The organism is Luteimonas sp. TWI662 (assembly GCF_039673825.1).
Taxonomy (GTDB): domain Bacteria; phylum Pseudomonadota; class Gammaproteobacteria; order Xanthomonadales; family Xanthomonadaceae; genus Luteimonas.
On the sequence record NZ_JBDJMI010000001.1, the window covers coordinates 40,446 to 60,916 of the forward strand.

Here is a 20,471-nt window from a genome sequence, read left to right on the forward strand (position 1 = left end):
AGGCGGCCGCGACGGGGGGAGCTCGGCAATGCGCAACCGGTGGCGCGCTTGGAGCGTGCGGGCGCTGCTCGCACTGGCAGTCGTCGCACTGGCGATCGCGGCGATGCTGTGGTGGCAACTGCGCGGCAGCCTGCCCGAGCTGGCGGGCACGCGAACGCTGCCCGGGCTCGAGGCCTCGGCGACCATCCAGCGCGATGCGTTGGGGACGGTGACGATCACTGCGGACAGCGAGACCGACGCGCTGCGCGCGCTGGGCTGGGTGCACGCCCAGGAGCGTTATTTCGAGATGGATCTGATGCGGCGCCTGCCCGCGGGCGAGCTGTCGGCGCTGTTCGGCGAGCGGGCGCTCGACACCGATCGCCGCCATCGCCTGCACCGCATGCGCGCCCGCGTCGATGCCTCGCTGGCGGAGGTCGCCGGCGAGCGCATGCCGCAACTGCGCGCCTACACCGAAGGGGCGAACGCCGGGCTGGCCGCATTGCGGGCCCGGCCCTGGCCATATCTGCTGCTGCGCCAGCAACCGGCGCCCTGGACGCCGGCCGACTCGGCCCTGGTCGGCTTCTCGATGTACTTCGACCTGCAGGACGCCGGCAACGTCCGCGAACTGGCCATGCACCGCCTGCAGCCGCACCTGCCGCCCGCGCTATTCGCGCTCGTGGCCTACGACGGCAGCCGCTGGGACGCGCCGCTGGCGGGCGCAGCGCGCGGCGATGCGGCATTGCCGGATGCCGACGCGGTGGACCTGCGCCGGTTGGACGCGGGGTATGCGGGCAACGAGGACGGGCCGCCAGCGGCAATGGCGTGGGCTGCCCCCAGGCCCACCGCCGTGTGGGAGAGGGACGGTGGCAGGCCACCTGCGGCGGCCGATCTCGCCGTGGGAAGCAACAACTTCGCAGTCGGCGGTGCATTGACCGCGGACGGGCGCGCACTGGTCGCCGACGACATGCACCTGGGCCTGCGCGCGCCCAACCTGTGGTTCCGCGCCCGGCTGCGCTACCCCGACGCCCGCGCACCCGGCGGCCGAGTCGACATCACCGGTTTCACGCTGCCGGGCCTGCCCGCGGTCATCGTCGGCAGCAATGGCCACATCGCCTGGGGCTTCACCAACAGCTACATCGATACGCTGGACTGGCAGCGCATCGTGCCCTGCGCGACCGACGCCCCGCAGGGCCCCGGCTGCACGCCGCTGCGGCGCCATGCCGAGACCATCGCCATCGCCGGGCACGCCTCCGATGTACTGATGGTCGAGGACAGCGACTGGGGCCCGGTGGTCCACCGCGAGGCCGACGGCAGCGCGCTGGCGCTGCGCTGGACCGCGCACCTGCCCGGGGCCCTGAACTTCGGACTCGCGGACTTCGCCCATGCGCGCGATCTCGATGACGCACTCGCGATCGCCGACCGCACCGCGACCCCGACCCAGAACCTGGTGATCGGCGATCTGCACGGCGCGGTCGCCTGGCGCCTGCTCGGACCGGTCCCGGTGCGTGCGCCCGGCTGCGATGGCGCGACGGTCTCCCGTTCCCAGGATCTCGACGGTACCGCAGGCGACGCTGGCAACATCTGTGCACCGTGGCCGATCGCCACCGATGCGTCGCCGCGCGTCCGCTCCCCTGACGCGACCCGGCTGTGGACCGCGAACAGCCGTGTCGTCGACGGTGCCGACTTCGCCCGGGTCGGCGACGGCGGTGCCGCGCTGGGCATCCGCGCCTGGCAGATCCGCCAAGGGCTCAACGCCCGCGCGCGCTTGGCCGAACGCGACCTGCTCGCGATCCAGCTCGACGACCGCGCGCTGCTGCTGTCGCATTGGCATGCCCTGCTCGTCCAGGCGGCCGACGCGGCCGGCGCCGACGCCACTGCACTGCACGCACTCGCCGACGCCGCCGCAGACTGGCGCGGCCATGCGGCGGTCGATTCGGTCGGCTATCGCATCGTCCGCGCATGGCGGCTCGCGGTGCATGCGCGCATCGCCGATGGCCTGCTCGCCCCCGCGCGTGCAACGGCCGGCGACGCGCTCGCCTGGCCGGACCCGCCGAATTTCGAAGGCGTGGTCTGGCCGCTGGTGAGCCAGCGCCCCGACCACCTGCTGCCGCGCCGGTTCGCCTGCACGCCGCAGACCCAGCATGGGCGCTGCGCGCCGATCGTCGACGGCTGGACCGCGTTGCTGGAAGACGCCGCGCGCGAGGTCCGCGACACGCTGCAGGCTGAGGGGCCCTTGGCGCAACGGACCTGGGGCGAATACAACACCACCGCGATCTGTCACCCGCTCGCAGCCGCCATCCCGCTGGTGGGCAGGCGCGCGCTGTGCATGCCGGCGCAGCCACTGCCCGGCGACGGCACCATGCCGCGCGTCCAGATGCCTGCGTTCGGCGCCTCACAGCGCATGGTGGTCGCCCCCGGACACGAGCTCGATGGCATCGCGCACATGCCCGGCGGCCAGAGCGGTCACCCGCTCTCGCCGTTCTGGGGCGCCGGCCACGACGACTGGGCTCAAGGTCGGCCCACGCCGTTGCTGCCGGGCCCGGCCACGCACATGCTGCAGCTGCAACCCGCACACCGCGCGGCACGCAGCGACTAGCGGCCCAGCGCGCCCTGCCAATGGGTGCCATAGCGCCCGGCGGCCATCTTCGCGGCCGGGCGCGCGCGCAACACCGCACTGATCCGCGGGCCGACCGGGCGCGCCGTCTTCGCGATCCCGTGCTCGTGGGTCAACTGTGAGGCATGGCTCATCGCCAGCACGCTGCCGGGCGCGAGTTCGATCGCGATCGCCTTGCCGCGCCCATTCTTCGCGCGGATCGACATCCGCCGCGCACCGCCCAGCGACAGCAACGCGATCGGCTGACCGGGGACCAGCGTGTGCAGCTTGTCGTGATGCATGGCCACGCTGTCGCGGCCGTCGCGGTAGAGATTGAGCCCGACTGCGGTGTACGGCGCAGGCACCAACCGCTGCACAAGACGGCACATCTCGGGCAACGGCAACGCCGGCGGCAGCGCATCGAGCCGGTAGGACGCCAACAACCGCGGGACCGCGACCACGCGGTCGTACATCGACCGATGCTGGGTCTCCCAGTGCGCCCCGTCGCGCAGCGCCTCGAACCACGCGGCGGCCGTCGTCGGATCGACCGCATCGGCCCAGTAGCGGATGCCGCCCTCGGCGTCGTCGACGAGGCGCTGCGGGCCGGCGGGGGGAAACAGGTCCATGGCCCCGAGATGGGGCCGTCCGATGCGCCGGGCAACCGGCCTCAGGCCGCCGGCACAGAGGCCGCGTCGATGCGGAAGGCCGCGACGCTGGCGGTCAACCGGGCCGCCTGCGCATGCATGCGCGAGGCCGCCGCGGTGGCGTCCTCGACCCGCCCCGCGTTGCGCCGGGTGGCGGTCTCCATGCCGGCGACGGTTCGATCGATCTGGTCGATGCCGTCGGCCTGGGCCTGCGAGGCGGCGCGAATCCCGGTCATGATCGCGGTCACGCCCTGGACCGAGGCGACGATCTCGCTCATCGTCCCGCCCGCGCGGCCCGCCAGCGCGGCGCCGTCGGCGACCTTCGCGCCAGCGTCATCGATCAGCCCCTTGATCTCGCGCGCGGCCTCGGCGCTGCGCTTGGCCAGCATCCGCACCTCGGTGGCGACGACGGCGAAGCCCCGGCCCTGCTCGCCCGCCCGCGCCGCCTCGACCGCGGCGTTGAGCGCAAGAATGTTGGTCTGGAATGCGATCGCGTCGATGACCGACAGGATGTCGGCGATCCGGCGCGAGGCGCGCTCGATGTCGGCCATCGTCGCCACCACCCGGCCGACCGCCTCGCCGCCGCGCGATGCCACCGCGGCCGCATCGACGACCAGCGCGTCGGCCTGCCGCGTGTGTTCTGCGTTCTGGCGCACCGCATCGGCGAACGCGGCCATCGATGCGGCGGTCGCCTCCAGCTCGACCGCCTGCTGGGCGGTGCTGCGCGAAAGATCGGCGTTGCCGGCCGCGATCTCGTCGGCCGCACGCCCGATCGCGACCGAGGCGTCCTGAATGCGTGCGACGATGCCGGTGAGCTGGGCGACCGTGGCATTGGCGTCATCGCGCATGCGAGCGAACACGCCGTGGAAATCCCCGTCCATGCGCGCCGACAGGTCGCCCTGCGACAGCGCGGCCAACACCCCCTGCAGCGCCGACAGGTTGTGCTGGAAGGTATCGAGCAGCCGGTTGATGCCGGTCGAGAGCGTGCGCACGAAGCCGTCCTTGCCGTGCAGCGCAATCCGCCCGTGCAACTCGCCATGCGCCGCCGCCTCCACAAGTGCCGCGATCTCCTGCTCGACCATCGTTTCCAAGGCGCGGCTGCGCCACTCGACGGTCGCGCCGATGCGCTGGCCATCGACCGCGACCGCGGCGACCGCCCACGAGTAGCGGATGCCCGCGTGGTCGGCCTCGTGTTCGAATGCGCGCTCGCCGGCACGCAGCCGGCGTTGGACCTGGGCAAAGTCGGGATGCAGCGCGGCCGCGTCGCCCCCATCGAGCCCGGCGGCGCCTGCGCCGAGCACACCGCGCAGCGCGCGGTTGGCGTAGGCGACGTGGCCGTCGTGGTCGAGCAGCATCAGGCCCGACTGGGCGCTGTCGAGCGCCTGGCGGATTCGCGCGTTCTCGCGCGCGATCGCGCGCTCGCCCTCGATGCGCGTGCGCAGGCGTTGCTGCATGTGCACCAGCATCCCGGCCAGGCGGCCGAGCTCGTCGTGAGGATTGCGCACCGCGAGCGTGGCGTCGAGCCGATCGTCGGCGATGGCCTGCGCGAAGCGCAGCGTGTCCTCGATCGGACGCCGGACCGCGCGCAGGACCGCCAGCAGCGTGGCGATCAACGCGATCGCGACCAGCAGCAGCGTCGCCGCGAAGAACGCGTCCATTCCGCGGCCCTGCGCCTGCTGGCGCGCACGCGCGCCCGCCAGCGCCGCCGAGCGTTCGGCATGCAGCGCATCGAGTGCCGGCGCAATCCCGGCCGCGACGTCCTCGAGCGACTGCGCCTCGATGTCCAGGCCCACGCGCGCCGCGACGTAGGCCAGCAGCGCGGCCTGGTAGTCGTCCATCCGCGCCCGCACCGCCGCCTGCGTCGCATCGCCGGCGCGCGTGGCCGCGAGCGCCAGGTCGAAGTCCAGCTTGCCCTCGCTGGCCCGATCGGCCTGCGCGGGCTCGCCGGTCAGCAGGAAACGCAGCTCGTGCAGCCGCATGCGCTGCAGATGCCCCGACACGACCGGGTCGCCCAGGGCATCGACGTCGGCGGTGACCGCAGCGGCGGCCGACGCCAACCGCCCGCGCAACCCGTGCGCGCCCGCGCCCATCTCGTCCACGCGCGCATTGAGCGAGGCAATGCCGGTGCCAAAATCCGCGACCCGCGTCGCCACCGCGTCCAGCGCCGGGGACGCCTGCGCGCGGGTCTCCGACGGCCGCAGCGCGGCCAGCGTTGCCGACAGCTGCGCCTGGGCCGCCTGCAATCGCGTCCGGTCGGCCGCGTCCAGGCTGTGCGCGTAGGCAGTCTGCAGCCGCCGCGCCTCCGAGACCTGGCCGGCCAGCGTGCCGGCCAGCACCGCCTGCGCTTGGTGGTGTGCGAACATCGCGCCGGCACGCTCCACGCCCAGGCCCGCGCGCCAGTAGGCGAACGCCACAACCAGCAGGCCGAAGCCGCAGACCAGCAGGCTGGCCTTGATCTTCGTCGCCAGCGTGGCGCGCGTGAGCGGCTGCAGCCAGCCCGGCGCGACGATCCGAGACAGGCGTTGGCGGACGGCCGCGAAGGCCTGCGAGCTTTGCGGCGACGGGGACGGAAACGTGGCGACCGACATGCGCGTCTTCCAGGCAGAGTGACGCATCGATATCGGCTTGGTCGCCAGGAACTTGAGCGCCACGACGCGGACGATGGCCGCACGGTCCTGGCGGACCCGTGTGTTCTACCGCCGCGGCGCTACAGCGCGATGACCGGAACGCATGCCGTGATGCCCGCACTGCAAGCGCATCGCTTGCGCGGCCGTGTGCGTCCTCTGCCGCCAAGGGTCGCGTAGGATCGGATGGGGACGGGACCGTCCCCCCGATACGGCGACGCTGGCCCGCGGCATGCGATGACAAGGACGATCACGGCCACTGAGGACACGGCGCAGTCACTGCGCTCGGCGCGCCGCGCGTTGTTGCGTGCCTATGCCCTGCACGTCGCCTGGTTCGCGGGCATGTGCGCGTTCGCCGCCACCCACTGGAACGACGACGGCCTCCGGATCGCGGTGCTGCTGACCCTGCTCACCGTGCCGCCAGTCCTGCGGCGCACCGTGCGCGTGCACCGGCTGTGCCGGGCCATCGATCCTCAGGCCCGCACGCTCGGCCGGGGGCCCGTGCTCTTGATCACCCTCGTGCTGCGCCCGTTCGAGTCGGGGCTCGTCCTGCCGCTGAAGAACCTGTGGGCCTGCCGCAGGCTGCTTCGTGCGATCGACGCGTCGCAGCAGGTCACCCTCGACCGGCCCTGCGATACGCACGAGGGCGACACGCCCGGCTGCCGCGGACGACCGGACGGCACGCCGCCACTGGATGCGCCGCCAGGTCCGTGATGCACTGCCGCACCCGCCGGGCCCGGTCGCCAACGCCATTGCATTGGAACTGTGACTGCCTGGGCAATTCCACCGCTTCGACGGCGAATCGGCCGCCCGGCGATTGACCCCGGGCCCATGCGTGCGCAGGGTCCGAGGGATGTCGGACGCAGGAGACGCTCGCATGCCGCGTCGCATGCCATGGATCTGGTTGGGCCTGCTGGGCGCCTGCGCGCTGGTGGCAGTGCTTGCCTGGCAGAACCGAGAACTGCGCGAGGAACGGCGCTGGTTCGTCACCCGCACCATCGAGCCGTACCTGGGCATGTACGTGCCGCAGGTCCCGGCGACCACGCTCGACGGTGCCGCGCACGTGCTCGGCGCGCCGTCCGGCGCGTTCCAGGTGCTGTACTTCTTCACCCCGACCTGCCCCTACTCGCGGCGCTCGCTGCCGCGCGTGGCCGAGGCCGCGCGGCGCATCGCCGAGGCGCACGGGCCAAACGTCGAGGTACTGGGCGTGTGCCACTGCACGCCGGCGCAGGCGCGCGCCTATGCGGACACCCATCGCCTGCCGTTTGCGGTGACCACGCTGACCGACCGGCGCCACGTGATGCTGTTCCGCGCGCGCAACGTGCCCGCGCTGCTCGCGCTCGATCGCGACGGCAGGGTGCGTTACGCGCGCGTGGGCACCTTCGATACCAAGGAGCGGATGCAGGACCTTCTGGCCGCGCTGCAACGCAGGGATGCGTCGCCAGCCCTGGCCACTGTCGAGGAGCGATGACATGACACGGTATTGGAAGACGATGCGCAACGCCGCGGCTGCTGCCCTGTTCGTGGGCTGCATGGGCTTCGGTGCGATGCAGGCAATGGCCGACGACGGCGAGGACCGCGAGGCCTCGTGCAGCGCGTGGGCCTGCGCGCAGGAATGTGCGCCGTTCGGCGGACAGCTGGGGCCCGGCGGGCCCGGCCAGCCGCTGCAGTGCTACTGCTGCGGCTGAGTGCGGACATGCCCGGTGCCGGCCAGTGCCGGCCCGGGCACGCGCCGCGGTCGCGCGGACTCAGTCGCGCAGTTCGATCACGTCGAAATCGACCACCGGATCGACGTCCGCGTCGTAATCGACATCGTCGCGCTCGAAGCCGAACAGCTTCAGGAACTCGTGCTTGTAGCCGGCGTAATCGGTCAGCGCGGTCAGGTTCTCGGTCGTGACCTGGGGCCACAGCGCCTTGCACTGCGCCTGCACGTCATCGCGCAACTCCCAGTCGTCCAGACGCAGGCGATGCGCCTCGTCGAGCTCGGCCGTCGCGCCGTCGGCGCGGTACATGCGCTCCCGGAACAGCCGGTCGAGTTGGTCGAGGGTGCCCTCGTGCAGGCCAAGTGCCTTCATGACCTTGAAGACGATCGCGATGTACAGCGGCAACACCGGGATCGCGGCGCTGGCCTGGGTGACCACCGACTTGAGCACGGCGACGTTGGCGCTGCCGCCGGTCGACTTGAGCTGCGCATCGAGCCGGCGCGCGGTCGCGTCGAGGTCGGCCTTGGCCCGACCCAGCGCACCGTGCCAGTAGATCGGCCAGGTGATCTCGGTGCCGATGTAGCTGAAGGCGACGGTCTTCGCGCCGTCGGCGAGCACCCCGGCGTCGCGCAGCGCATCGATCCACAGCTGCCAGTCCTGACCGCCCATGACGGTCACGGTGTCCTCGATCTCCTGCTCGGTCGCCGGCTCGACGGTCGCCTGGACCACCTGGTCCTTGTTGGTGTCGATCGCGGTCGAGGTGTAGGCCTCGCCGATCGGCTTGAGCGCCGAGCGCTTGAGCTCGCCGGTGTCGGGCAGCTTGCGCACCGGCGAGGCGAGCGAATAGATCACCAGGTCCACCTGCCCGCCCATTTCGTCGCGGATCAACGCGATCGCCTGTTCGCGCGCGGCGTCGGAGAATGCGTCGCCATTGATCGAACGGCTGTAGAGACCGGCTTGCTTGGCGGCCTTGTCGAACGCCGCGGCGTTGTACCAACCGGCGGTGCCGGGCTTTTTCTCGGTGCCCGGCTTCTCGAAGAACACGCCGAGCGTGTCGGCGCCGAAGCCGAAGGCCGCACTGATGCGCGCCGCCAGCCCGTAGCCGCTCGACGCACCGATCACCAGCACCTTCTTCGGGCCGTCGTTGCGCACGCCCCGCGCGCGCGTGGCCTCGATCTGGTCGCGCACGTTGTGGGCGCATCCGGTGGGGTGCGTGGTGGTGCAGATGAAGCCGCGGACCTTGGGATGGATGATCACTGTGCTGCCCGGTTGTCGTGGAAATCGGACGCCAGTTTAAGGCGTGCCGCGGCCCCGGTCCCGTACGGGGGGCAATGGTCTGCGGCGGCGCGCGCGCCTGCATCGTGGCAATGCGATTGACAGCACGCCGGTCGCCAGCTGAACTGGGCGCCCCGGGCGCGCCTGCGCCCTGCTGCGGACCCCACTGCCGATGTCTTCGCGCTGGCTCGATTCCCCGACCCGATATGGCCTGATCACCCGTCTGCTGCACTGGAGCATGGCTGCCCTGTTCGCGTGGCAGTTCGCCGGCATGGGCGTGAAACTGGCGCTCGGCCGCCACGCGTTGACGGCTTTCATGGTCGGCACCCACAAACCGGTCGGCACGCTGCTGATGCTGCTGATCCTCGCGCGTGGCGTCTGGGGACTGTCGCAATGGCGCCGCCGGCCGCCACACCCGCCGACTTGGGTCGGCCGCGCCGCGTTGGCAGGCCATGCGGCGCTGTATGCGCTGATGGCCTGGGTGCCGACGGTCGCGCTGCTGCGCGAGTACGGCTCGGGCAAGGGCTTCGCGCCGTGGGGCATCCCGTTGTTCCCCGCCACCGGCGTCGAGCAGGCGACGTTGATGGCGCCGGCGAACCTGTCGCACGGCGTGCTCGCCTGGACGCTGCTGGCCCTGGTCGTCGGCCACGTGCTGATGGTCGCGGTGCACCACCTGTTCTGGCGCGACACCACGCTCGCGCGGATGGCCGGCCGGCTGTAGCGCGGACGGCGCTGCCCCCCGCCCCCACCCGGTCCGCGATGCGGACCGACCTCCCCCGCCAGGCGGGGGAGGTGGTTCCCATTGCTGCGAGAGATGACGCGGCGTCAGGCCGCCGCTGCGTGGTGCACACCAGCGACTGCGCGTCCCGATGGATCGGCGGCGTTCGCGAATGCGGCGTCCCAGGCGATCGCGGCCGGCGACGAACACGCGATCGACTTGCCACCGGGCACGGTCGCCGCCGCGGCCGGCGTCGGGAACGCCTGTTCGAACAGGCTGCGATACAGATACGCCTCCTTGGTCTGCGGCGGTGCGTGCGGGAAGCGGCTCGCCGCGGCCGCCAGTTCGCGATCGCTGACCTGGGCCTCGGCGTGCGCCTTGAGGCCGTCGATCCAGCCATACCCCACGCCGTCGCTGAACTGCTCCTTCTGCCGCCACAGGATCTCGTCGGGCAATGCGCCGTCGAACGCAGCCCGCAACAGGCCTTTCTCCATGCGCTGATAACCGTCGCTGCTGCGGTCGATCATCTTGTGCGCGGCGTCGATGTCCATCGCCACGTCCAGGAACGCGCGGTCGAGGAACGGCACGCGCGGCTCGACCCCCCAGGCCATCATCGCCTTGTTCGCACGCAGGCAGTCGTAGCCGTGCAGCGCGTCGAGCTTGCGCACCAGCTCTTCGTGGAACTGACGTGCGTCGGGCGCCTTGTGGAAGTACAGGTAGCCGCCGAAGATCTCGTCGCTGCCCTCGCCCGACAGCACCATTTTCACGCCCATTGCCTTGATCCTGCGCGCGAGCAGGAACATCGGGGTGGACGCGCGGATCGTGGTCACGTCGAAGGTCTCGATGTGCCGGATGACGTCCGGCAATGCGTCGAGGCCTTCCTCGAACGTGTATTCGAACCCGTGGTGTACGGTGCCCAGCGCCTCGGCCGCGACCGCCGCGGCGGCGAGGTCCGGCGAACCGGCCAGGCCGATCGCGAACGAATGCAGCCGCGGCCACCAGGCCTCGCTGCGATCGCCGTCCTCGATGCGATGGCGCGCATAGCGCGCCGCGACCGCGGCGACCAGCGATGAATCCAGACCGCCCGACAGCAGCACGCCATAGGGCACGTCGGTCATCAGCTGCCGGTGCACGGCGGCCTCGAAGGCCTCGCGCAGCGCCGGCAACGACGGTGCATGCCCGGCCACCGCATCGTGGTCGCGCCAGGGCCGCGCGTAGTAGCGCGTCAGCGCGCCGGTCGCGCTGTCGTACCAATGGCCGGGCGGAAACTGCGCGACATCGGCGCAGCTGTCGACCAGCGCCTTCATCTCCGAGGCCACGCGCAGCCGGCCCTCGCGGTCGTGCCCCCAGTACAGCGGCACCACGCCGATCGGGTCGCGGGCGATGATCGCGCGGCCCGACGTGCGGTCCCACAGCGCGAACGCGAAGATGCCGTTGAGCTGCTCGAGCCATGTCGCCGGCCCGGTGGCGTCGTCTGCATGCTCGCGATACAGCGCGTTGATCACCTCGCAGTCGGACGCGGTCGTGAACGCATAGGGCACACGCAGGTCCGCCCGCAGCGCCTGGTGGTTGTAGATCTCGCCGTTGACCGCCAGCACCAGCGCGCCGTCGGCCGAGCGCAGCGGCTGGGCGCCGCCGGCCGGATCGACGATCGCCAGGCGCTCGTGCACGAGGATCGCGCGGTCGTCGGCGTGGACGCCGCTCCAGTCGGGGCCGCGGTGGCGCTGACGTTGCGAACAGGCGAGCGCCTGGCGGCGCAGGGAGGCGATGTCGTCGCCAGGCTGCAGGCCGAAGATGCCGAAGATCGAACACATGGTGGGGCTCCTTTGAAGTGGAGCCGCGCGCGGGCCACAAAAAAACCCGCATCGCGGCCGATGCGGGTGGTGTGTCCTGGTGCTTGCGCGTGTTGCCTTATCCTCGCGCCCGCTCCCACACCCGCCTCGGCCGCGCACGATTATTCGTGCGCGGGGCGTTGCGGTTGGTATTGCGGGCGGACAAGCGCGACATGGGATCGACCCTAACCGGTGCGCGCGCACTGCGCAACGGTTGCGTACGCAACCGCCCGCCTCGGGGTCAGGCCGGGCGGGCCGGCGCTGCGTCGCCCGGCTGCGCATCGCGCGCGGCCTGCGCGGCCAGCACCCGATCGGGATCGACCAGTTGCGGATTGTCGAGCACCGCCGCCAGCCGCTCGCGGTCGAGCTGGCCGGTCCAGCGCGCGATCACCAGGGTGCCGATGCCATTGCCGGTCAGGTTGGTCAGCGCGCGGCCTTCGGACATGAAACGGTCGATGCCGACAATCAGCGCGATGCCCGCCAGCGGAATCACGCTTTCGAACGCGGCCAGCGACGCGGCGAGCGTCACCAGCCCGGCGCCCGATACGCCCGCCGCGCCGTTGGAGGAAATCAGCATGAACACCAGCAGCGCGATCTGGGTGCCGATCGGCACCTCGATCCCGAACGCCTGCGCGATGAAGATCGCGCCCATCGCCATGTAGATCGCGGTGCCGTCGAGGTTGAAGGAGTATCCGGTGGGAATCGTCAGGCCGACCACCGACTTGGGCACGCCGGCCGCCTCGAGCTTGGCCAGCATGCGCGGCAGCACGGTTTCCGACGACGAGGTGCCGAGCACGATCAGCAATTCGTCGCGGATCATGCGGATGTACTTGAACACGCTGAAGCCCGACCAGCAGCAGATCGGCCCGAGCACCAGGAGCAGGAACAGCAGGCAGGTCAGCCAGAAGCTGAGCATGAAGTAGCCGAGCGAGCCGAGGATCGCGCCGCCGTACTCGCCGATCGTGAACGCCATGCCGCCCATCGCACCCAGCGGCGCGAACCACATCACGATCTTGATCACGCCGAACATGACCTGGGCGATCGTGTCGAGCGCGGCGACTGCCGGCTTGCCGCGCTCGCCCAGCATCGTGATCGCACAGGCGACCAGGATCGCCATCACCAGCACCTGGATCAGCTGGCCCTCGACGAAGGCCGCGAAGAACGAACTGGGCACCAGATGCAGCAGAAAGCCGGTGATGCCGTCGCCGGCCGCTGCACCGGCGCTGGCGAGCGTGCCCTGCGCGGCCGACGCGTCGAAAGTCTCGATGTCCAGCCCAAGGTTGCGGCCAGGTCCGAGCAGGTTGACCACGACCAGGCCGATGCCCAGCGCGAATACCGTGGTGACGTTGAAATAAACCACGGTCTTGAGCGCCAGCCCGCCGGCCTTGGCGAGATTGCCCAGGCCCGCGATGCCGACGGCGACGGTGGCGAAGATCGTCGGCGCGATGACGACCTTGACCAGTTTGATGAACAGGTCGGCCAGCCATTTCATCTGCGCGCCGACCTGCGGCGCGGCCAGGCCGATGACGATGCCGGCCGCGATGCCCAGCAGCACCCAGAAATAGAGGTGGTGCCACAGCGGCTTGCGGGGGCGGACGGAAGGGCGGAGGGTCGCGTCGGGCGCGATCGGCGGTGTGGGGTCGGTCGGCATGGGTCGAGCCTGCCAGACCGCGTCGCCCGGCGCGGTCATACATTCGAACTAGACCGCGCAGTCAGGACCGGCGTGCGGGCGTGTTGCGGGCCCGCCATCGAGGGACATCGCAGCGTATGCGGGCCCAGCGCGCTACCCTGTGCGCCGCCCGTCTTCGCCCCGCCGCATGTCCCCCGCTCCCGATCTCGTCGAACGCCTCGATCGCCTGCTGCCACAGACCCAGTGCGGCCAGTGCGGTTTCGATGGTTGCCGCCCCTATGCCGAGGCGATGGCGCGTGGCGAAGCCGACATCGACCGGTGTCCGCCGGGCGGCGATGCCGGCGCGCGCGCGCTGGCGACGCTGCTCGGCGTGCCGGTGCGGCCGTTCGACCGCAGCCGCGGCCCGCACCATCCGCGCCCGCCGGTCGCGCTGGTCGTCGAAGCGGACTGCATCGGCTGCACCAAATGTATCCAGGCCTGCCCGGTCGACGCGATCGTGGGCGCCTCCAAGCTGATGCATACCGTGATCGAACCGCTGTGCACCGGGTGCGAGCTGTGCGTGCCGGCCTGCCCGGTCGACTGCATCGTCATGGTCGAGGCGGCCTGAGGCCCGATCGCGATGGTTGGGGCGGCCGCAGGCCGCCAGGTTCAACGTCCCGGCGTGGCCGGGTCGCGCGCAGGCGGGTCGGGCTGCGGCGGCGGCGCGTCGTCTGCATCGATTGACGGCAGCGGCGCTTCGTCCTTGGGCGCCGTCACCGGCGATGGTGCAGGCATGCGCTCTTCGGGCACCGGCGCGGAGCCGTCGCCGATCTCGATCGCCGGCGGCGGCGCGCACGCACTGCAGATGCGCTCGACCTCGTAGCCCTTGGCAGCCAGTTTCTCGACCACGCCGTCCTCGCCCAGCAAGTGCAGCGTGCCGACGACGACCAGGATCTCGCCGTCCTGCTGCAACATCTGCTCGAGCTTGGGCAACCAGGCATCGTTGCGCTCGGTGTTGATCCGCCGATACAGCGCGGGAAAGCGCGCACGCATGTCCAGCGCCATGCCGTTCCACAGCTGCGCCGCATCGCCCGCGCGCCAAGCGCCATGCAGCGTCTCGATCGACGCCTGCCCGCCCTGCGCCTGGTCCAGCGCCTCGCGCAGCATCTCCACCTGCTCGAGCTGGCCCAGGCCATCGAGAAAACCGATCTGCTCGGACGCGGTCTCCAGCCCCGCCGTCGCCTTGCCCGCCTCGCGCGCCTGCCGCGCCAGATACGCATCCATGCCCAGTTGCGCCTGCAGGCCGTAGCGGCCCAGTTCGGTCGTGGTCACCAGCAACGAAGCGAACCACGGCTTGAACAACTGCAGGCTCTGCGCGCTCATGCCGCCGGTCGGTTGTGCGGCGAGGTTCGCCTCGCCCCAGGCCGCCAGGTCCGCGACGAGCGTTGGCGGCAAGTCGTCGTCGAGGCGACTGCCGTCGCTGCGCAGACCAGCCTGCATCATCTGCATCGCCAGCGTCGGCGACTCCAGCTCCTCGGGCGACAGTTCGAAGACCACTTCGCCGGCCGCATCCAGCGTCCGGGCGACGTCCTCCGACAGCGGATAGTCCGCGGGCTGCAGGAAATGGAACGAGCCCAGCAGATACAGCGCCCCGTGATCGCCCGAGACCTTCCACAGCAATGGGACCGGCGGCGCCGGCGCCGGCACGTCGGCGATAGGCGGCACCAAGGACGGCGCGTCCTCGCCCATCGCGGCAGGCGACTGGGCCCATGCCGTCGGGGCAAGGCCAAGGAACGCGAACGCAAGTGCGGCGACACGGGCGGCACGCAGGACAGGGGGGAAACGCATGCGGACTCCAGAATGAAAACGGGGCGGAACGCAGCCCGATGCCGTCGCGCGCGCGCCGGCGGGCACGCGCCCAGGGCCTGCGAGCAGATGCGCGCTCAACGCCCGCGCAGGAACCAACGGTCGATCTCGGCGAGCGGGAAATGCGCCCAGGTCGGGCGGCCATGGTTGCACTGCCCCGAGCGCTCGGTCGCTTCCATCTGCCGCAGCAGCGCATTCATCTCGGGCACCGTCAGTCGCCGGTTCGCGCGCACCGCACCATGGCAGGCCATCGTCGAAAGCAGTTCGTCGCGTGCCGCGCGCACCCGCCGACTCTCGCCGTGCTCGCGCAGGTCGGCCAGCACATCGCGCAGCAGCGCCTCGGTGTCGCCATCGACCAGCAACGCTGGCACGCCGCGCAGCAGCAGCGATTGCGGTCCGGTGCGCGAGACCTCGAAGCCCAGGTCGGCGAGCGTGCCCGCTTCCTGTTCGGCGATGTCGGCTTCGCGCTCGGAGACGGCGACGGTCTGCGGCACCAGCAGCGGCTGCATGCGCACACCGTCGCCATCGTGCGCGGTCTTGAGCCGCTCGTAGCCGATGCGCTCGTGGGCGGCGTGCATGTCGACGACGATCATGCCGTCGGCCGCCTGGCTGAGAATGTAGATGCCATGCAACTGCGCGACCGCATAGCCGAGCGGCGGTACGAAGGCGGCGGTGTCGGCGGCGGTGTTGTCGGCGGCTGCGCCATCGACGGCCATGCCCTGGGCGCTCGCATCCGCCCACGCATCGCCTCGCGCAGGTGCCGGCGCGAACGTCGCGTCCGTCCCCGCGTGGGTCCCCGCGTCGCCGCCGCCCATGCCGCCGCCGTAGAGGCTGGCATAGGCCGCACGCGCCTCGCCCACGCGCAGTGCCAGATGTGTCTGCGGCATTGGCCGCGACCAGGCGGCTGCAGAGCCGCCGTTGGTCGGCCCGGCGGCGAACGGCGCTCCGGGCGTCGGCGCCTCGACCGCCACGTCGCCCGCCTGCCCGGCCCGGGTATCGGCCAGCGCCTCATGCAGCGTGCGATAGACGAAGTCGTGCACCAGCCGGGCGTCGCGGAACCGCACCTCGTGCTTGGCCGGATGCACATTGACGTCGACCCGGGTCGGATCGAGTTCGAGGAACAGCACGTAGGCCGGCTGTCGCCCGTGGTACATCACGTCGGCGAAGGCCTGCTTGACCGCGTGCGCGACGCTGCGATCGCGGATCGACCGGCCGTTGACGTACAGATACTGCTGATCGGCACTGGCGCGCGAGTACGCCGGCCGCGCGATCCAGCCCGACAGCCGCAGGCCGGCCGCGGCATGATCGATCCGCAGCGCGGCATCGGCGAATTCGCGGCCCAGCGTCTCGACCAGGCGCGCGCCCGAGAACAGGTCCTCGTCGCCCTTGTAGCGGCGCGCGGGCTTGCCGTTGTGGCTCACGCGCAGTTCGACATCCGGCCGTACCAACGCCAGCGCACGCAGCCATTCTTCGATGTGGCCCAGCTCGGTGCGCTCGGCGCGCATGAACTTGCGCCGCGCCGGCACGTTGTAGAACAGGTCGCGGACCTCGACGGTGGTCCCACGCGGATGCGGCTTGGGGGCCGCCGCGCCCACACGCCCGCCGTCGACCTGCAGCACGGTGCCGTGGGCATCGTCCTCGCGGCGCGAGGCCAGCGAGAACCGGCTGACCGATGCGATCGACGGCAGCGCTTCGCCGCGGAAGCCGAGAGTGGCGACCGATTCGAGATCGTCGAGCGAGCCGATCTTGCTGGTCGCATGCCGCGACACTGCCAGTGGCAACTCCTCGGGTGCGATCCCGCCACCATCGTCGCGCACGCGGATCAGGCGGACCCCGCCTTCCTCGAGCTCGATGTCGACCCGTCGCGCACCGGCATCGAGCGCGTTCTCGACCAGTTCCTTGACCACCGAGGCCGGCCGTTCAACGACCTCGCCCGCGGCAATCTGGTTGATCAGGATATCGGGCAGTTGACGAATGGACACGGCACGGCGGCGCCAGGGCGCTTTGACGAGGGGGACGGGGATGATAGCGGGCGCCGGATGCGCCTGCCGGCCGGTCGATCCGGCCGATTCAGGGGCTGCCGCCGCCGGCAGCGGCCGCGGCCGCGCGCGCGGCGTAGAGCGTGCCCGGGGGCGGCTGGCTGGTGAAGAAGGCATTGATCCCCTGCAGCACGGCGGCAGCGACGCGCCGCTGGTGGCCGGGGTCGAGCAGCCGCTTCTCCTCTTCGGGATTGGAGATGAAGCCCGTTTCGACCAGCATCGCCGGCATGTCGGCGTTGCGCAGCACCGAGAAGTTCGCGTACTCCACGTTCGCCTTGTGGGTCTTGCCGACATCGCGCAGCCCGGTCAGCACGTGCGTAGCGGCCTCCTGCGAGGCGCGCATGTGCCCGCTCTGCGCCATTTCGAGCAGGACGTTGGACAGCGTGTCCTTCTCCAGGCGCACACCGCCGACGAGGTCGGCGCTGTTCTCGCGGTCGGCCAGCCAGCGTGCCTGCTGCGAGGACGCCCCGCGCAGTGACAGGGTGTAGACCGAGGAGCCGTAGGCGGCGCGATTGAGCGCGGCGTCGGCATGGATCGACACGAACATGTCGGCTCTGGCCTGACGCGCCCGACGCGCGCGCTGCGGCAGCTCGACATAGCTGTCGTTGTCGCGGATCAGATGCGCGCGCATGCCGGGCGTGGCGTTGATCTGGCGCGCCAGTTCGCGCGAGATCGCCAGCACCACGTGCTTTTCGTAGGTGCCACCCGGCCCGATCGCCCCCGGATCCTGGCCGCCGTGCCCGGGATCGATCGCGATCACCAGCGGACGCATGCCCGGCCCGACCGTGGTCGGCAAGGGCGGGGCCGCATTGCGCGGCGCCGGCGCGGTGGCCTCGGGTGTGGGGGCAGGCGCCTGCGCGACTGGCGCAGCAGCGGGTGTCGGCGTCGGCGTCGGGGCAGGCGTCGAGGCGGATGCCGCGGGCTGCGGCGCAGGTGTGGCCGGCGCACGGGCGCGCGCCATCTCGGCGATCAGCCGCGAGGTCGCATCGTTGGACGCGAGAGCAGGATCGGGCGGCGGGGTGCGGGTGGCTGGAGCGCCAGCGGCGGGCACGGCGCCGGTAGCCGTCGGTGGTGCGGAGGCCTGGGCGGCGACCCGCGCGATCGGATCGCCATCGCCATCGCCGGGCCACTCGACGACCAAGCGAGTCCCGTCGCCGCCTTCTTCCAGGCGCGGCGTCATCGCCACGACCGGGCTGGCGAGATCGAACACGATCCGGGTCGTGCCGGCCACCGGCTGACCGGTCCGGACACTGCGCACCACGCCGCGCGAGGCCGGCAGCGCCAGGCCGCCGCGGAGCTTGGTGCCGGGCAGGTCGACCACGAGGCGGTCGGGATTGGCCAGCGAGATCACCGAGAATTCGGCCTTGCCGTCCAGCCGCAGTTCGGCCCGCGTCCCGGTCGCGCCGGTCTGCAGGTCAACACCACGCAACTCGGCGCCGTAGGCCAGATTCCAGCACAGCGCCGCGAGCAGCGCGAGCGCCAGCAAGGCCTGAGACAGATTGATCCCCCGGATACGCATGGGGTTAGTCAATCATCGCCGCCAGGACAATGCAAGACGTTTTCCCTTGCAAATCCAGAGCCTGCGCACCCTTCCTACGGTTTCGGTTCAGAAAGGGCCGGCAAGCAGCCCGGTCGTCCGAGCGCTTCGCACCACTGTCGACCGGCCTCCGACAGCGGCGCCAGCGATGCGCTGCGCCCCTGGCCCGACAAGGCCAGACAGATCCGCAGATCCGGCCGCGGCAACGCGTCGGCGCCCCGCTCGGGCCATTCGATCAACCACAGCCGCGCGGGGACGTCGTCCAGGCCGAGAAACTCCAGCTCGCCGATGTCGCCGATGCGGTACAGATCCAGGTGCAATGCCTCGCCGCCCGCCACCGGGTAGCGCTCGACCAGCGTGTAGGTGGGGCTGCGGACGGTACCGGTCACGCCCAGTGCGCGCAGCCAGGCGCGCGCCAGCGTGGACTTGCCGGCGCCCAGGTCGCCTTGCAGATGCACGACCGCCGGCGTGGGGGCCGTGGCGGCGAGCGCCTGCGCGAAGGCCTGGGTCGCGGCCTCGCCGTCGAGTTGCCACAGGCTCATCGCCATGTCTCCAGGAACGTCGGATTGGCCAGCGGACGCAGCGCGGCGATCAGGTCGACCGGCAACAGGCCGCGCTCGCCGCCACTGCGCGCCGCGACATCGCCGGCGGCGGCATGCAGCAGCGCACCGCAGGCCGCGGCGGATTCGGGGTCGAGCCCCTGTCCGCGCAGCGCGGCGATCACGCCGGTCAGCGCATCGCCCATGCCGCCGGTCGCCATGCCCGGGTTGCCGGCGGCGACCAGCCACGGCATGCCGTCCGGCGCACAGATCAGTGTGCCCGCGCCCTTGAGCACGACGACCGCGCCGGTCTGGGCGGCGAGCCGGCGCACCGCGGCGGGTCGGTCGCGCTGGACGTCGACCGTCGTGGCGCCGAGCAGGCGCCCGGCCTCGCCCGGGTGCGGGGTCAGCACGGTGCCGGGCGGCAGCGCGCGCGGCATGGCGGCCAGCAGGCTCAGCGCGTCGGCGTCGAGCACCAGCGACCGGCCGCTGCCCAGCACCTCGTCGTACACGCCGTGCCCCCAGGCGCCGCGCCCCAGCCCCGGACCGAGCGCGACGACATCGGCGGCCTGGAGCAGATGCGCGAGCGTGGACGCGTTGTCGATACGGCGGACCATCGCCTCCGGACAGCGCACCAGCAGCGGGGCGACATGCGCCGCCTGGGTCGCGACCGACACCAGCCCGGCGCCGGCGCGCAGCGCGGCCTCGGTGGCCAACATCACCGCGCCGCCCATGCCGTGGTCGCCGCCCACGCACAGCACGCGGCCGGAGGTCCCCTTGTGGCTGTTGCGCAGACGCGGGCGCAGCCAGTGCGCCAGGTCGCCGGCCTCGATCCGGCGCGCGACGCCGGGCCCGGCGGCTGCCATCACGCCCGGATCGACGTCGAGTGCATCGAGTACGAGTTCGCCGGCATGGTCGGGGCCGTCGCCGGTCTGCAGACCGACGCGTGCGGCGAGGAATTGCAACGTGACCTGCGCATGCACCGCGACACCGGGCGCACTGCCGCGGTCGCCGTCCAGGCCGCTGGGCACGTCGAGCGCCAGCACCGGCGCGGGCGTCGCCTCGATCGCGGCGATCAAGGCGGCGGCATCGGCATCGGGTGCGCGCGACAGACCGATCCCGAACAAGGCGTCGACGACCAGCCCGGCCGACGGCAGCGGGCCGCCAGCGAACGTCGCGATGCGTCCACCGGCCTCGACGAAGGCCGCGCACGCCGAACGCGAAAGCGCGGTCCGGGGCGCGTGCGTGTCGAGCCGAACCACCTGCACCTCGCAGCCGGCCGACTGCGCGTGCCGCGCGAGCACGTAGCCGTCGCCGCCGTTGTTGCCAGGCCCGCAGACCACGACCAGGGTGCGCACCTGCGGCCAGCGCCGCTGCAACAGGCGCCACGCGGCCAGCCCGGCGCGCGCCATCAGCACGCCGGCATCGCCGCCCTCGGCGGCGATCGCCGCGGTCTCGAGCGCGCGCACCCCCGCCGCGTCGTACAGCAGGGTTCCCGGCATGGACGCCGCGT

At 71.8% G+C, this 20,471-nt stretch carries 16 protein-coding genes; 6 read left to right on the forward strand and 10 right to left on the reverse strand.

Features of this window, described 5'->3' with window-relative positions:
- Positions 1-28 precede the first annotated feature (28 nt).
- A complete protein-coding gene (locus ABE488_RS00195) occupies positions 29-2,575 on the forward strand; it encodes a penicillin acylase family protein (RefSeq protein ID WP_346446546.1) in 2,547 nt (848 codons plus the stop codon).
- Here ABE488_RS00195 and ABE488_RS00200 read toward each other — a convergent pair.
- Together ABE488_RS00200 and ABE488_RS00205 are read right to left on the reverse strand one after the other, a co-directional pair.
- The gene (locus ABE488_RS00200; RefSeq protein WP_346446547.1) at positions 2,572-3,198 is read right to left on the reverse strand and encodes an alpha-ketoglutarate-dependent dioxygenase AlkB; all 627 of its coding nucleotides are present in this window, start codon (positions 3,196-3,198) and stop codon (positions 2,572-2,574) included. The genes ABE488_RS00195 and ABE488_RS00200 overlap by 4 nt on opposite strands.
- 41 nt (positions 3,199-3,239) lie before the next feature.
- Positions 3,240-5,804, reverse strand: coding sequence for a methyl-accepting chemotaxis protein (locus tag ABE488_RS00205; protein WP_346446549.1), 2,565 nt, complete (start codon positions 5,802-5,804; stop codon positions 3,240-3,242).
- A gap of 273 nt (positions 5,805-6,077) precedes the next feature.
- Between ABE488_RS00205 and ABE488_RS00210 the strand changes: the two genes are divergently transcribed.
- From ABE488_RS00210 to ABE488_RS00220, 3 genes are all read left to right on the forward strand, one after another.
- A complete protein-coding gene (locus ABE488_RS00210; protein WP_346446551.1) occupies positions 6,078-6,554 on the forward strand; it encodes a hypothetical protein in 477 nt (158 codons plus the stop codon).
- Between the two features lie 190 nt (positions 6,555-6,744).
- Entirely contained in the window at positions 6,745-7,311 is a 567-nt protein-coding gene (locus ABE488_RS00215; protein WP_346446971.1) for a TlpA disulfide reductase family protein, read from the forward strand.
- Between the two features lies 1 nt (position 7,312).
- Entirely contained in the window at positions 7,313-7,528 is a 216-nt protein-coding gene (locus tag ABE488_RS00220) for a hypothetical protein (RefSeq protein ID WP_183426085.1), read from the forward strand.
- A gap of 60 nt (positions 7,529-7,588) precedes the next feature.
- Here the strand turns inward: ABE488_RS00220 and fabV are convergent, their stop codons facing one another.
- Positions 7,589-8,800, reverse strand: coding sequence for an enoyl-ACP reductase FabV (fabV, locus tag ABE488_RS00225; RefSeq protein WP_346446552.1), 1,212 nt, complete (start codon positions 8,798-8,800; stop codon positions 7,589-7,591).
- Positions 8,801-8,990: 190 nt separating this feature from the next.
- Here fabV and ABE488_RS00230 point away from each other — a divergent pair, with 190 nt between their 5' ends.
- Positions 8,991-9,539, forward strand: coding sequence for a cytochrome b (locus ABE488_RS00230; RefSeq protein ID WP_346443935.1), 549 nt, complete (start codon positions 8,991-8,993; stop codon positions 9,537-9,539).
- A gap of 104 nt (positions 9,540-9,643) precedes the next feature.
- On the opposite strand, the gene asnB is transcribed toward ABE488_RS00230, so the two are convergent.
- Positions 9,644-11,350 carry an asparagine synthase B gene (asnB, locus tag ABE488_RS00235; RefSeq protein ID WP_346446554.1) on the reverse strand — a complete coding sequence of 569 codons (1,707 nt, stop codon included), beginning with the start codon at positions 11,348-11,350 and terminating at the stop codon, positions 9,644-9,646.
- Between the two features lie 259 nt (positions 11,351-11,609).
- Positions 11,610-13,019, reverse strand: coding sequence for a cation:dicarboxylase symporter family transporter (locus ABE488_RS00240; protein WP_346446555.1), 1,410 nt, complete (start codon positions 13,017-13,019; stop codon positions 11,610-11,612).
- 166 nt (positions 13,020-13,185) lie between these two features.
- Here ABE488_RS00240 and rnfB point away from each other — a divergent pair, with 166 nt between their 5' ends.
- Entirely contained in the window at positions 13,186-13,605 is a 420-nt protein-coding gene (gene rnfB / locus ABE488_RS00245) for an Rnf electron transport complex subunit RnfB (RefSeq protein WP_346443931.1), read from the forward strand.
- A 41-nt stretch (positions 13,606-13,646) separates the two neighbouring features.
- Here the strand turns inward: rnfB and ABE488_RS00250 are convergent, their stop codons facing one another.
- The 5 genes from ABE488_RS00250 to ABE488_RS00270 form a co-directional block, all read right to left on the reverse strand.
- Positions 13,647-14,825 (reverse strand): TraB/GumN family protein, encoded by a 1,179-nt coding sequence (locus ABE488_RS00250; RefSeq protein WP_346446556.1) that lies wholly within the window; start codon positions 14,823-14,825, stop codon positions 13,647-13,649.
- 95 nt (positions 14,826-14,920) lie between these two features.
- The gene (mutL, locus tag ABE488_RS00255; RefSeq protein ID WP_346446558.1) at positions 14,921-16,825 is read right to left on the reverse strand and encodes a DNA mismatch repair endonuclease MutL; all 1,905 of its coding nucleotides are present in this window, start codon (positions 16,823-16,825) and stop codon (positions 14,921-14,923) included.
- 88 nt (positions 16,826-16,913) lie between these two features.
- The gene (locus ABE488_RS00260) at positions 16,914-18,401 is read right to left on the reverse strand and encodes an N-acetylmuramoyl-L-alanine amidase (RefSeq protein WP_346446560.1); all 1,488 of its coding nucleotides are present in this window, start codon (positions 18,399-18,401) and stop codon (positions 16,914-16,916) included.
- Between the two features lie 74 nt (positions 18,402-18,475).
- Positions 18,476-18,961, reverse strand: coding sequence for a tRNA (adenosine(37)-N6)-threonylcarbamoyltransferase complex ATPase subunit type 1 TsaE (gene tsaE, locus ABE488_RS00265; RefSeq protein ID WP_346443925.1), 486 nt, complete (start codon positions 18,959-18,961; stop codon positions 18,476-18,478).
- Entirely contained in the window at positions 18,958-20,460 is a 1,503-nt protein-coding gene (locus ABE488_RS00270) for an NAD(P)H-hydrate dehydratase (RefSeq protein WP_346446973.1), read from the reverse strand. The genes tsaE and ABE488_RS00270 overlap by 4 nt, the downstream gene beginning before the upstream one ends.
- Positions 20,461-20,471: the final 11 nt, after the last annotated feature.